Genomic DNA, 13,882 nt, shown 5'->3' with positions numbered 1-13,882 from the left:
AAGGAGAACACGCACATGGCTCGTGCAGTAGGAATCGACCTCGGAACCACCAACTCGGTTGTCTCGGTACTCGAAGGTGGAGAACCCACCGTCATCGCGAACGCTGAAGGCTTTCGCACCACGCCCTCGATCGTGGCCTACACGAAAGACGGTGAAGTGCTCGTCGGCGAGACCGCGAAGCGCCAGGCCGTCACCAACGTCGACCGCACCATCTCCAGCGTGAAGCGCCACATCGGCACCGACTGGACCGTGGCCGTCGACGACAAGAAGTACACCCCCCAGGAGATCTCGGCTCGCATCCTCGCGAAGCTGAAGCGCGACGCGGAGTCGTACCTCGGCGACAAGGTCACCGACGCGGTCATCACCGTTCCCGCGTACTTCAACGACGCCGAGCGCCAGGCCACCAAGGAGGCCGGCGAGATCGCGGGCCTCAACGTTCTGCGCATCATCAACGAGCCGACCGCCGCTGCACTGGCCTACGGCCTCGACAAGGGCAAGGAAGACGAACTCATCCTCGTCTTCGACCTCGGTGGCGGAACGTTCGACGTGAGCCTGCTCGAAGTGGGCAAGGACGACGACTTCAGCACCATCCAGGTGCGTTCGACCGCCGGCGACAACCGTCTGGGCGGCGACGACTGGGACCAGCGCGTCGTCGACTACCTGGTCAAGCGCTTCAAGGACTCGACCGGTGTCGACGTCTCCGGCGACAAGATCGCCAAGCAGCGCCTGAAGGAGGCCGCTGAGCAGGCCAAGAAGGAACTCTCCGGTTCGCTCTCCACGACCATCCAGCTCCCGTACCTCTCTCTTACCGAGAATGGCCCCGCCAACCTCGATGAGACCCTCAGCCGTGCGAAGTTCGAAGAACTCACCGCCGACCTGCTGGCCCGCACCGAGAAGCCGTTCCACGATGTCATCAAGGAGGCCGGTGTCTCGGTCGCCGACATCGCTCACGTCGTGCTCGTCGGTGGATCGACACGCATGCCCGCCGTCGTCTCCCTCGTCAAGAAGATGACCGGGGGCCGTGAGCCCAACAAGGGCGTGAACCCGGATGAGGTCGTCGCCGTCGGTGCGGCACTCCAGGCCGGTGTGCTGAAGGGCGAGCGCAAAGATGTTCTGCTCATCGACGTCACGCCTCTCTCACTCGGTATCGAGACCAAGGGCGGCATGATGACGAAGCTCATCGAGCGGAACACCGCCATCCCCACCAAGCGCAGCGAGACCTTCACCACGGCCGACGACAACCAGCCGTCCGTCGCGATCCAGGTCTTCCAGGGCGAGCGTGAGTTCACCCGTGACAACAAGAACCTCGGAACGTTCGAGCTGACCGGTATCGCACCGGCCCCGCGCGGCATCCCGCAGGTCGAGGTCACCTTCGACATCGACGCCAACGGCATCGTGCACGTGTCCGCGAAGGACAAGGGCACCGGCAAGGAGCAGTCGATGACGATCACCGGCGGCTCGAGCCTGTCGAAGGACGACATCGCCCGCATGGTCCGTGAGGGCGAGGAGCACGCTGCTGAGGACAAGAAGCGCCGTGAGGCTGCGGAGACCCGCAACACCAGCGAGCAGCTCGCCTACTCGATCGACAAGCTGATCAAGGACAACGAGGACAAGCTGCCCGACGACGTGAAGACCGAGGTGCAGGCCGATGTGGATGCACTGAAGACCGCTCTCGCCGGTGACGACGACGACGCGGTGAAGTCGGCGTTCGACAAGCTCAACGAGAGCCAGTCGAAGCTCGGCCAGGCCATCTACGCGAACTCGCAGGCCGATGAGGCCGCCGCGTCCGCCGCTGCGGCATCGGGCGAGGAGCCTGCTTCGGAGCCGTCGTCCGACGAGGACATCGTCGACGCCGAGGTTGTCGACGACGAAGAGTCGAAAGAGCAGAAGTAACCATGGCCGCTGACAAGTCGAACCGCGAGGGCGAGAGCCCGAACGATGACGAGTCCGGCCAGTTCCCCCCAGCCGGGCCCGAGGCATTCTCCTCGGACCCGGCGACGGGCGAGCCGGTGGAGGACGGAGCGTTCGTCGAGGCCGAAGGTCCCGACGTGGAGACTCCGAGCGAGGGTGCGTTGAACGACGACGATCTGAGCTTTCTCGACGCCGTGAGCGCCGGCCAGGCCGATGATCTCGCTGCAGAGCGTCTCGCCGACCTGCAGCGTGTCACCGCCGAGTACGCCAACTACCGCAAGCGCACCGAAGCGAACCGCGAGGTCGAGCGGGAGCGCACGGTGGGTGACGTCGTGAAGATCCTGCTGCCCGTGCTCGACGATCTCGACCGTGCCGAGAAGCACGGCGACCTCGCCGAGGGGCCGTTCGCCTCGATCGCTGCGAAACTCCGCGCGGGTGTGGAGCGCCTCGGCCTGAAGCCCTTCGGGACGACCGGCGAGGTCTTCGACCCGAAGGAGCACGAGGCGATCTTCCAGCAGCCGACCCCGGGCGTCGAGGTGGCGACCATCGCCGACGTCGTCGAGACGGGGTACTACCTCGGCTCGACACTGCTCCGGGCGGCCAAGGTTGTCGTAGCGGTGCCGAATGGCTAGCCAGGACTGGTTCGACAAGGACTTCTACAAGGTACTCGGTGTATCCAAGGACGTCTCTGCGGCCGACCTGAAGAAGCAGTACCGCAAGCTCGCCCGGCAGTACCACCCGGACTCCAACCCGGGTGACGCTGCAGCCGAAGCGAAGTTCAAGGAGATCAGCGAAGCCAACTCGGTTCTCGCCGATGTCGAACAGCGCAAGGAGTACGACCAGATCCGAGCGATGGGTTCGGGGGCCCGCTTCACGGCGGGTGGCCAGGGCCAGTCGGGCGGCTTCGAAGACGTCTTCGGTGGGATGTTCGGTGGTGGTGCCGGCCGGGGTGGCAGTAGCGCGGGCGGTAGTGCCGGCTCGAACTACAGCTTCCAGCAGGCCGGCTACGACGACCTCCTGGGTGGCATGTTCGGCGGCGACCGCGGCTTCGGCCAGCCGAGCGGCGGTTTTCGAGGCTACGGCGGACCGACGCGCGGCCGTGACGTCACAGCCCGAACGACGGTCGACTTCGTCACCGCGACGAAGGGCGACACGATCAAGCTGCAGACCGCCGAGGGAACCACCATCACGGTGAAGATCCCGGCGGGCGTCTCCGACGGCCAGAAGATCAAGCTGCGGGGCAAGGGCGAGAAGAGCCAGGACGGCGGCGAGCCCGGCGACATCGTGCTCTCCGTGTCTGTGCGCAAGCACCCGGTCTTCGACCGCGACGGTCTGAACCTCCGGGTGAATGTACCCGTCACGTTCGTCGAAGCCACGCTCGGTGCGACGATCGAAGTTCCGACCCTCGGCGGCGACCCCGTGAAGCTGCGGGTGGGACCGGGCACGCCGAGCGGGCGTGTGCTGCGGGTCAAGGGACGTGGCGTCGAGACGCCGAAGGGCACGGGCGACCTGCTCGCCGTCGTGCAGGTCGCGGTTCCCTCGCACCTGTCCGATGAGGCGCGCGAAGCCCTCGTGGCCTTCCACTCGCTCGAACCGAACGAGAATCCGCGGGCGGAACTGCTCGCAAAGGCACAGGAGTGACGGTCGGGTTCCGGATGACCGTGCTGACGATCATCCGGAACCCGCACCACACCGACCACGACGAAGGGAGACCCGGTGCAGCAACCCGTTGACGAGAACGCGCCGCTCTTCGCGATCGCCGTGGCCGCCGAACTCGCCGAGATGCACCCGCAGACCCTCCGGCAGTACGACCGGCTGGGCCTTGTCAGCCCGAGCCGCACCGCGGGGAAGTCCCGCCGATACTCCCTCCGCGACGTGATGCAGTTGCGCGAGATCGCGCGGCTCGGCTCCGAGGGCATCACCCTCGAGGGCATCCGGCGCATCCTGGAGCTGGAGAACATCAATCAGGAACTCGCCCGCCGCGTGCGCGAGCTCGAATCGGCGCTCGCGGATGAGCTGCTGAATCGCCCCGGCCGGCGTGTGTTCGCGGCCGGCACCGAGGGTGAGATCGTGTCGCTGAAGAACGGCACGCGGAGCCAGCGCCGCACCGAGATCATGGTCTGGCGCCCCTGACGATCGGGGGCCAGTGGATCGGCGGGCTCGTGAACTTTGCGACAATGGGGGGATGACGAACACCCCTGCGCTCGGTCTGCTGCTCGACATCGACGGACCGATTGCGTCGCCGGTCACCCGGTCGGTCGCCATCCCGAGCATCCTCACCGACCTGGTGAAGCTGACGGCCGCGGGGATCCCGATCGCGTTCATCACCGGCCGCTCCGCCGACTTTGTGCTCGAGGAGGTCGTCGCACCGCTCCGGGCCGCAGGGCTGGATGACGCGCTCGCCGGCGGGGGGCGGATGTTCGTGGTGTGCGAAAAGGGTGCGGTATGGTTCGCGATGGGAGCCGAGGGCCCGCTGCCGGTCGAGCTCGATGCGACGGTGGCGCTGCCGGAGGAGTTCCGGTCGCACATCCGCTCGCTCGTCGAGGAGCGGTTCAGCGAGTCGATGTTCTTCGATGAGGGCAAGCTCGCGATGGTGTCGGTCGAGCAGAAGACGGAGCTGACAGCCGACGAGTATCGCCCGCTGCAGCTGCAGTACAACGAGGTCGCCTACGCCGCGCTCATCGAGCGGGGGCTCGGTGCGCGCTACGGCGAGCGTGAAACGCCGAACGCGGCGGGCGACATCCCGTTCCGCCTCGACCCCACGATCATCTCGACCGATGTGGAATCCGTCACGCTCGACAAGGACCGGGGTGCCGAGCGGGCGGTCTTGTTCTTCGAGGAGCAGGGCCACCTGCCGCGCGTCTGGCGCTCGGTGGGCGACTCGCGGAGCGACTACAAGATGGCCGACTACCTGCATGCTGCCGGGTACGAGGTGGCACACGTGGATGTGCGGCCGGCCGACGGGATCCTCGAGAAGCCGTACCGGGTGATCGTCGAGGGGGAGTTGATCCACGACGAGGCGGGGGCTGCGTTCCTGGCCTACTGGGTCGCGAAGCTCGGGCTGTAGCTTCCCGCGACTTTCAGCCTCAGACCGAGGTGCGGGGCTTCACCGATCCGCCGCCCGCGGCGCGGTGCAGTTTCTCGATCGTGCGCCGCTCGCGGTATGACCGGATGCGCTGCACGATCAGCTTCACCGACAACTCCTCGTGGATGCAGTACGCGATGATCAGCGCGATCCCGCCGCCCGTGATGAACACCGTGCGGATCACGTAGCCCAGGATGTCCCCCTGCACGGCATCCGAGATGTCCATGCCCTCGGCGATGCTCACACAAGCGAAGAAGATCGACGCAGAAACGGCCAGATGCGTGGCCAGCCCCTCTCGGATGCCCACGATCGCGAACAGAATGATGCACCACGCCGCGTACCAGGGGTGAATGACCGGCGACAGGATGACCGTGGCCGTGAACGCAAGCGCAAGGCGCATGAGCGGATCGAGGTTGCGTTTGGTCAGCATCACCCAGGCCACGACGACGACCATCGCCCCGATGGCCACGAACTTCACGATGTTGGCGGGCATCTCGCCGTCGAGGCCGAACGCGCCGAACGCACCGCCGACGGAGATCGCGAGGATGTTGACGGGTGCGTACCAGTGCGACACGGATCCGGGGGTCGCCAGCGTCAGTACCCAGCCGAAGCCAATGCCCAGGGCGAAGCCGAGCGCGCCGAGCACGGCGCCCGAGATCACGACGGTGACCACCCAGTACTTGACGGTGCTGCGAAGGGTGCGGTTCTGGCCGGCCCAGATGATGCCGATGATCGGCAGGGCGAGCACGGCGATCGGCTTCACCCCGACCGAGGCGGTGACCAGCAGGATCGCGATGATCGGATGCCGCCGGAGCGCGTGGTACATGCCCGCGATCAGCAGCGCGAGCATCAGCGCGTCATTGTGGCCGGCGACCACGAAGTTGAACATGACCACGGGGCTCGCGAGCACCAGCCAGAGCACCTTGCCCGGGTCGATCTGGCGCATGCGTGCGAGCCGGTAGGCGTAGAACGCGATGGCGAGGGCGCTCACGATGGCGATGAGCCGGAAGAGAGCGACCGCGACGATCGGCGAGTTGCCGGAAATCGTCACTGTCGCCTCCTCGATCGCGAGGTAGACCGGGCCGTAGGGCGTCTTCGCGTTCGCCCACATGGGGTCGACGCCGATGTTGAACCAGCCCTGGATGGCCGAGATGCCGTCGACGTAGGGGTTGAATCCGCCGGCCATCAGCCGCCCCTGGCCCACGTAGGCGAACAGGTCGCGGGAATACAGTGGCACCGCCACGGCGAGCGGCAGCGCCCAGACGACACTGGTGACGACGACGCGCTTGAGGGCATCCGCGGGATTCCGGCGCATGGCCGAGCCGAGCTTCAGCCACGCGATCACGAGCAGGAGCCCCGCGCCGATGACCACGAACGTCGAGATGTGCACGAGCAGGTCGTTGCCCCGCAGGCTCTGGATGATCGGCCAGCCCCGCACGTTCGACCCCGGCCCGAGCCAACCGACGGCCAGGGATCCGAGCGCGATGAAGAGGGACCCCACCAGTCCGAGGAGCAGGGGGGAACCCAACTCACGCCTCAAAATACTCTTCACTGTCAATACTCTAGGTCGATCCGGCTGTGAAGGGGATGACCGGAGGCGAACCAGTGGCGCTGGAGCATCTTCTCGGGTAAACTTGAGCTAAGTCGACTCAAGTTTATTGGTCGACACAGAGCACGAACGAAAGGTTTCCCCCGGATGCAGCCGCAGAGCGGTCAGCAGAATGTCGATGAGCAGAGCGCTCTCGAGAAGTACGGCGTCAATCTCACGAAGATCGCCGCCAGCGGAAAACTCGACCCGGTCATCGGGCGTGACGCTGAGATCCGACGCGTCAGCCAGGTTCTGACCCGTCGCACCAAGAACAACCCCGTGCTCATCGGTGAGCCCGGCGTCGGCAAGACCGCGGTGGTCGAGGGCCTTGCTCAGCGCATCGTCGCCGGTGACGTCGCTGACTCGTTGAAGGGCAAGCAGCTCGTCTCGCTCGATCTCGCCGCGCTGGTCGCGGGAGCCAAGTACCGGGGCGAGTTCGAAGAGCGGCTGAAGGCCGTGCTCAAGGAGATCAACGACGCCGACGGTCAGATCATCACGTTCGTCGACGAGCTCCACACGCTGATGGGTGCCGGCGGCGGCGAGGGGTCGGTGGCGGCATCCAACATGCTGAAGCCGATGCTCGCACGGGGTGAGCTGCGGCTCATCGGCGCGACCACGCTGAACGAGTACCGCGAGTTCATCGAGAAGGATGCGGCGCTCGAGCGCCGGTTCCAGCAGGTGTTCGTGGGGGAGCCGAGCGTCGAGGACACCATCGCCATCCTGCGCGGGTTGAAGGAGCGCTACGAGGCGCACCACAAGGTCGCGATCGCCGACGCTGCCCTCGTGGCCGCGGCATCCCTCTCGAACCGGTACATCTCCGGGCGCCAGCTGCCCGACAAGGCGATCGACCTGATCGACGAAGCTGCCTCGCGCCTCCGGATGGAGATCGACTCGGCGCCCGTAGCGATCGACGAACTGCGTCGGAGCGTCGACCGGCTGAAGCTCGAGGAGTTGGCGCTGAAGAAGGAGAAGGACGACGCGTCGAAGCAGCGTCTCGAGAAGCTCCGTGCCGACCTCGCCGGGCGTTCGGCCGAATTGGCGGTGCTGCAGGAACGCTGGGATCGCGAGCGCGCCGTGCTGAACCGTGTCGGTGAGCTCAAGACGCAGCTCGATGCCGCCCGGATGTCGGCCGAGAAGGCCCAGCGCGAGGGCAACCTCGAGCGGGCATCCAGAGTCCTCTACGGGGAGATCCCCGTTCTCGAACGGCAGCTCCGCGAGGCGGAGAGCGCCGAGAAGTTCCCCGACGGCGAGCGGATGGTGAGCGACCAGGTCACCGAGGCCGAGATCGCCGACGTGATCGCCGCCTGGACGGGCATCCCCGTCGACCGTCTCACCCAGGGCGAGACCCAGAAGCTCCTGAACCTCGAGAACGAGCTGGGCAAACGGTTGATCGGGCAGCGACCTGCCGTTCGTGCGGTCGCCGATGCGGTTCGCCGCACACGTGCGGGCATCTCCGACCCGAACCGGCCGACGGGGTCGTTCCTCTTCCTCGGGCCGACCGGTGTCGGCAAGACCGAGCTCGCGAAGGCGCTCGCCGAGTTCCTCTTCGACGACGAGCGGGCGATGATCCGCATCGACATGAGCGAGTACGGCGAGAAGCATTCGGTCGCGCGGCTGCTCGGCGCCCCTCCCGGCTACATCGGCTACGAGCAGGGCGGGCAGCTCACCGAGGCGGTGCGGCGCCGGCCCTACTCGGTGGTGCTGATGGACGAGGTCGAGAAGGCCCATCCCGAGGTGTTCGACGTGCTGCTGCAGGTGCTCGACGACGGTCGGCTGACCGACGGGCAGGGGCGCACGGTCGACTTCCGCAACACGATCCTGATTCTGACGTCGAACCTCGGGTCGCAGTTCCTGGTCGATCCGGCGCTGTCTGACGACGCCCGCGAGCGCGCTGTCATGCAGGTGGTGCGGCAGACGTTCAAGCCCGAGTTCGTGAACCGGCTCGACGACATCGTGGTGTTCACGGCGCTGACGCACGACGACCTCGCGCAGATCGTGTCGCTCTACGTCGACCGGCTCGCCCGGCGGGTGTCGGAACGCGGGCTGTCGTTGGCGGTGACTCCGGATGCCCGATCCTGGCTTGCGGAGGCGGGATACGATCCCGCGTTCGGTGCCCGGCCGCTCCGGCGGCTGATGCAGCGCGAGATCGACGACCGGCTCTCGATGGCGCTGCTCTCCGGCGCGATCCGCGACGGCGACACGGTCTACGTGGGGCTCGCGCCCGACGGCACCGGCCTGACTGTCGGCCCCGTGGTGCTCGTCCCCGAGGACTGACCCGCGCGCGCTCCGCGCGCGCTCCGCGCCGCAGCCCCGCCCGCGCCACCTCCCGTGCGCTGCGCTTCGAGAGGACGCAAGATGCGGTTTCCGCGACGTTCTGTCGCAGATTGCGTCCTCTCGGCGGGCGGGTTGGGGCGCGGGCGGGCGGGCGCGGGTGGGTGGGCGCGGGACGGGCGACGCGAGGCGTCAGCCGCGGCGGGCCGCCAGGATGGCCGCGATGCGGGTGGGCACGCACTCGTCCTGCAGCGAGGTGGTGTCGCCGAGGGGGCGGCCGTCGACGAGGTCGCCGAGCAGGCGGCGCATGATCTTGCCCGAGCGGGTCTTGGGGAGGTCCGGCACCACCACGAGGTCCCGCGGCTTCGCGATGGGGCCGATCTCGTGCGAGACATGGGCGCGCAGCAGCGACCCCAGTTCGCGTTCGACGTCTGCCCAGAAAGCGGGGTCCGCGGCATCCTGAACCGACACATCGCGCGACGGGATCACGAACGCCGCGATCGCCTCGCCCGTCACCGGGTCTGTCACCCCCACGACGCCGGCCTCGCCGACGGCCGGATGCGACACCAGCGCCGACTCGATCTCGATGGTCGAGAGGCGGTGGCCGGAGACGTTGATCACGTCGTCGACGCGTCCGAGCAGCCAGATGTAACCGTCTGCATCGTATTTCGCTCCGTCGCCTGCGAAGAAGTAGCCCCGGGTGGCGTACTTCTTCCAGTACGAGTCCCGGAAGCGGCCGGGGTTGCCCCAGACGCCACGCGCCATCGAGGGCCAGGTTCCGTCGATCACGAGGTACCCGCCGGAGCCGTTGGGCACCTGCACGCCCTCTTCGTCGACGATCAGCGCGCGGAGCCCCGGTAGCGAGAACGTTGCCGAGCCTGGCTTCAGCACCGTGACGCCGGGGAGGGGCGCGATGATGGCGGACCCGGTCTCCGACTGCCACCAGGTGTCGACGATGGGCGCCCGTCCGCGGCCGAGTTCAGCGTGGAACCACACCCACGCCTCGGGGTTGATCGCCTCGCCGACCGTGCCGAGCAGGCGCAGCGTCGAGAGATCGAAGGAGGCAGGCAGGCCATCCGGAAACCATGTCATGAACGTGCGGATGAGTGTCGGAGCGGTGTAGTACGTGGTGACGCCGTAGCGTTCGATGATCTCGAAGTGGCGCCCGGTGTGCGGGGTGTTCGGTGTGCCCTCGTAGATCACGCTGGTGGCGCCGTTCGAAAACGGGCCGTAGAGCACGTAGGTGTGCGCCGTGACCCAGGCGAGGTCGGCGGTGCACCAGTAGACGTCGGTCGGTTTGGCGTCGAAGATGGCGGCGTGGCTCCAGCTGGCCTGCGTGAGGTAGCCGCCGCTGGTGTGCACGACGCCCTTCGGCTTGCCGGTGGTTCCGCTGGTGTAGATGATGAACAGCGGATGCTCGGAGTCGAAGTACTGCGCCTCGTGCGTGTCGGGCACATCGGCGATCGCGTCGTGGAACCACACGTCGCGCCCCGGCGTCCACGGGATGTCGGGCGTGAGGTCGCCGGTTCGGCGCACGACCAGCACGTGCTCGATCGTGTTCGCTCCGCCGGCAACGACGGGGCCGCTCACGGCCTCGTCGGCGTTCGCCTTGACCGCGACCGCCTTGCCGCGGCGGAACTGGCCGTCGCTCGTGACCAGCAGTTTCGCACCGGTGTCCTCGACGCGGAACTTCAGCGCCTCGGCCGAGAACCCGCCGAAGACGAGGGAGTGGATCGCGCCGATCCGGGCGATCGCGAGCGTGATGACGATGGTCTCGGGGATCACCGGCAGGTACACCACGACCCGGTCGCCGGCGACGATCCCCAGCGCCTCGAGGGCGTTCGCGGCCTGCGCGACCCGGCGCTGCAGGTCGGCGTAGGTGATCTGCTCGCGGTCGCCCGGTTCGCCCTCGAAGGTGATGGCGACGACGTCGCCGCGGCCGGCGTCGACATGGCGGTCGACGCAGTTGACGGCGACGTTGAGGCGGCCGCCGACGAACCAGGCGGCCTCGGGGATGCTGAGGAGCGGCCGCCCGTCGTCGTCGAGCCCGGTGAAGGCGGCGGCTGCGGTGTCGGCGGCGGCCGCGGGGTCGGCGGTGCCGGGGGCGGCCGGGGGGGCGGCGACGCCCGGGTCGGGCAGCGTGACGCCCTCCTGCGCAGCAGCCTCGGCCCGGGTCAGCGGTCGGGCCGGCTTCCACGTGTGGGCGGTGTGCCAGCGCTCGGCCCAGTCCAGCCGGTCGGCCTGCCGTTCCCAGTAGGCCACGGGGTCGGCGGCTGCGCGGTCGTACTCGTCGGCCGTGACGTTCGCCGCAGCTACGAAGACCGGTGACGGCGGGTAGAGACGGTTCTCGCTGAGCAGGTTCTCGATGGTGGCAGACACCCCTCAAACGCTACCGGCTGGGTCAGGGCCAGTGCCCTGCGTCCGTCACACGCCGTCATCCAGGATGCTCATTCCGGCGCCGGCGCCGGTGCCGGTGCGGGTGCGGGTGCGGGCGTGATTGCGGCTGCGGAGACGGGAGACTCTCGGGCCTGGGTCGACGGACGTGCCTGCACCCGGTCCATGACGGCGACGATCACCACGTGCGGAGCTGTGCGCGCAGAGATCAGCACCAGATACAGCCCGAGCAGAGACGGCAGATCAGTGCCGGCGTGCGGTACCGAGAAGAAGAGACTCACCAGGATGACGAGGGCGATGAGCGTCACCGGCGCGGCCTGCCGGGTGAATCGCAAGAACACCAGCCCGTAACGTGCCTGCCGCAGTGGACTCCGCAGTTCCGGGTCGAGAAGGCAGAGCCGCACCACGTGCCGGAGCGAGTGCCACAGGCAGAAGTAGAGGCCTAGGGCGAGCACCGGCGGCACGGTGGCGAAGAACAGCACGAGCACGATCGTCTCCACGGTCGGCCGCACCAGCCTCGCGGAGCGGTTCAGGATGATCGTGGCGGCGATCAGCGCACCGACGCCCAGTGCCAGACCGATGCGGCCCCCGGTCGAGGTGAGGGCGGCCGCGGCATCCGAGATCAAGGTGGCGTTCCCGGTGCCGCCGCCACCGCCGCCACTCCCGCCGCCGCTCTCGGCTCCACTCCCGCCGCCTGGAGCGAAGACGCCCGTGGCGCTCGCCGCCACCGCGAGGTACACCTGGGGGAAGGCGATGAGGGGCACGACCATCGGCAGCGCGCCCCGCAGCACAAGCATGGCGGTGGCCCCGGCACGCGCGGCGGGTTCGGTCGCCCCGGCACGCGCGGGCCGCTCGCTGCCGCCCGGATGCCCGAACCTCTGGCCTTCGACATACAGGTCTCCCTGGCCCCAGTGAAGCCAGGTCAGGCCGATGAAGAAGAGGAAGGCGACCCCGGGGGCAGCCCACCACGGCCCCAGCACCGCTGTTCCGAGCAGGCCGTACAGGGCGACGACCGGTGCGATGCGGCGGAGTGTCGCCGGCCGCGAGGCGAGTCGGGCGGGTACGAGGTGGTCGAGTGCTCCGTGTGGCAGGCCGAGAACCACCATCCCTACGGCGAACGGCACGTACTGAAGCGCCTCGGGGATGCGCACCCCGGCCAGGCAGACGACGGAGACGCCTACAAACAGCACTGTGACCGGGAGGAACAGCCGCTGTCGGGCCAGACGCCAGATCGCGATATCAGTGCCGGGCATGGCCCACCCGGCCCAGCAGAACGGCGGCGGCCGCGGCCAGGAACCGGCCTTTCGGCAATGCGAGGATGAGGCGCGCGTTGTCTCGCCAATCGCTCTGCTCGGAGAGGAACCGCACCAGCGCAGACGGTTCGACCCTATCGAACATGCGATGGAACACCAGTGGAGCATGCTCGGGATGGTCAGCCAGGAACCGCAGGAAGATCGCGTCGAGCAGGGATCGGGCCGGCGGGTCGGCGAGGCCCGCGACATCCGTCCCCCGCACCAGGCGCTGGGCGAGCGAGCGGCACGAACGCTGGATGCGGAGGAAGGTGTAGCCCGTACTCGGACGGGTCGCCCCGCCCCGGGTTCCGAGAAGCGTGACCCGGGGGGAGGGGCGGTCCCTGAAGACGCTGTCGGTCATCGGGATGCACCCCCGCTCGGTCGCGAGAACGCGGTAGTCGCGCGGTTCGAGGCCGAATTCGCGGGCGAGGTACAGGTCGATTCCGGCGATGAACCCGGCCTCGCTGAGGGTGGTCTCGGTGAGGAAGACGTGCTCCACCAGGGCTTCGGTCGAACTCACCGGAACGACGTACATGAATCGCAGCCCGCACCTCTGGTCGACGGTGAAGTCCATCAGGAGGCACGATCCGGGGTCGAAGACCGGATGCTCGGTGACGATGTGCAGGCCGGCGAACGCCTGGGGCAGCCAGGTCTCCCGGCGGCGGTTCCGTGCTCGGATGCCGCCCGGCGGCGCGGGCCGCTCGGGTTGCTGCGACTCCGCCACGGGCATCCGGAGCCCCCGGGCATCGACCAGCTGCTTCGCCCGGATGAGCCGGGAGGCCGTCGTGACCGTGACCTCCGTGGGGGATTCGAGCCAGCCCAGGGCCGGCTCGCCGAGGAGCAGGCGCACGGTGCCCGACGCGGCGAGGCGGTCCAGGGCGGCGCCGTAGAAGTCGTTGGCGGCCAGGCTGAGGTAGGCGGTCGCTGGAGCGGATGCCCGTGCCGAGACCGCCGGCGAGGCGCTGCCGCGGGAACCGTTGGAGCCGCTACTGCGGGAGCCGCTGCCTCGGGAACCGCTGCCGCCGGGGGCGCGGACCTCCCAGGTGGTGATTCGGCTCCGGGCGAGGTGACTGAACGGGGTCGGTTCCACATCCCAGAAGCACCAGGTGCGGTCGTCCCGGTACTCGGTGCGGGAGTCGATGAGCAGAATCGGGCCGGTCGACCCGGCATCCAGCATCGCCACCGCGGCGGACAGGCCCGCGCATCCGGCGCCCAGAATGACCACGTCGTAGACCGAAGTGGGGGCCTCGCCGTGCCCGGGACTCCCCTCGAGGAGGGAAGCGGGAACCTCGATGACAGCCCCTCGTGGCAGGCGGACTGTCGTCGAGGAGAGCGGCATGG

10 protein-coding genes are annotated in these 13,882 nt (G+C 68.3%); 6 read left to right on the top strand and 4 right to left on the bottom strand.

All coding sequences use genetic code 11. The features are described from left to right. The first annotated feature begins 15 nt into the window (after positions 1–15). The 5 genes from dnaK (at position 16) to B7R22_RS16275 (ending at position 4,978) form a co-directional block, all read left to right on the top strand. Positions 16–1,893: a molecular chaperone DnaK gene (gene dnaK / locus B7R22_RS16295; protein WP_116412742.1), complete on the top strand. Its 1,878-nt coding sequence runs from the start codon at positions 16–18 to the stop codon at positions 1,891–1,893. A gap of 2 nt (positions 1,894–1,895) precedes the next feature. After that, entirely contained in the window at positions 1,896–2,543 is a 648-nt protein-coding gene (locus B7R22_RS16290; RefSeq protein ID WP_116412741.1) for a nucleotide exchange factor GrpE, read from the top strand. After that, complete coding sequence (locus B7R22_RS16285; RefSeq protein WP_116412740.1) at positions 2,536–3,552, top strand: DnaJ C-terminal domain-containing protein; 1,017 nt, start codon at positions 2,536–2,538, stop codon at positions 3,550–3,552. The genes B7R22_RS16290 and B7R22_RS16285 overlap by 8 nt, the downstream gene beginning before the upstream one ends. A 75-nt stretch (positions 3,553–3,627) precedes the next feature. Beyond that, complete coding sequence (locus tag B7R22_RS16280; protein WP_301182542.1) at positions 3,628–4,044, top strand: heat shock protein transcriptional repressor HspR; 417 nt, start codon at positions 3,628–3,630, stop codon at positions 4,042–4,044. A 52-nt stretch (positions 4,045–4,096) separates the two neighbouring features. Continuing rightward, entirely contained in the window at positions 4,097–4,978 is an 882-nt protein-coding gene (locus B7R22_RS16275) for a hypothetical protein (protein ID WP_116412739.1), read from the top strand. Between the two features lie 19 nt (positions 4,979–4,997). Here B7R22_RS16275 and mptB read toward each other — a convergent pair whose 3' ends face one another. Then, the gene (gene mptB / locus B7R22_RS16270) at positions 4,998–6,548 is read right to left on the bottom strand and encodes a polyprenol phosphomannose-dependent alpha 1,6 mannosyltransferase MptB (RefSeq protein WP_147305426.1); all 1,551 of its coding nucleotides are present in this window, start codon (positions 6,546–6,548) and stop codon (positions 4,998–5,000) included. A 144-nt stretch (positions 6,549–6,692) separates the two neighbouring features. On the opposite strand from mptB, the gene B7R22_RS16265 reads away from it, so the two are divergent. Then, positions 6,693–8,858, top strand: a complete 2,166-nt coding sequence (locus tag B7R22_RS16265; protein ID WP_116412737.1) for an ATP-dependent Clp protease ATP-binding subunit — start codon at positions 6,693–6,695, stop codon at positions 8,856–8,858. A gap of 189 nt (positions 8,859–9,047) precedes the next feature. On the opposite strand, the gene acs is transcribed toward B7R22_RS16265, so the two are convergent. The 3 genes from acs to B7R22_RS16250 form a co-directional block, all read right to left on the bottom strand. Beyond that, positions 9,048–11,234, bottom strand: a complete 2,187-nt coding sequence (acs, locus tag B7R22_RS16260) for an acetate--CoA ligase (RefSeq protein WP_253259134.1) — start codon at positions 11,232–11,234, stop codon at positions 9,048–9,050. Between the two features lie 68 nt (positions 11,235–11,302). Further along, complete coding sequence (locus B7R22_RS19325; RefSeq protein WP_172582493.1) at positions 11,303–12,502, bottom strand: Brp/Blh family beta-carotene 15,15'-dioxygenase; 1,200 nt, start codon at positions 12,500–12,502, stop codon at positions 11,303–11,305. Next, positions 12,489–13,880, bottom strand: coding sequence for a lycopene cyclase family protein (locus B7R22_RS16250; RefSeq protein WP_116412736.1), 1,392 nt, complete (start codon positions 13,878–13,880; stop codon positions 12,489–12,491). The genes B7R22_RS19325 and B7R22_RS16250 overlap by 14 nt, the downstream gene beginning before the upstream one ends. Between the last annotated feature and the right edge of the window lie 2 nt (positions 13,881–13,882).

Origin of the sequence: Subtercola boreus, assembly GCF_003399635.1 — a bacterium.
Classification (GTDB): domain Bacteria; phylum Actinomycetota; class Actinomycetes; order Actinomycetales; family Microbacteriaceae; genus Subtercola; species Subtercola boreus_B.
Note: the sequence above shows the minus strand (reverse complement) of the source record. Positions and strands in the feature narration are given on the sequence as shown.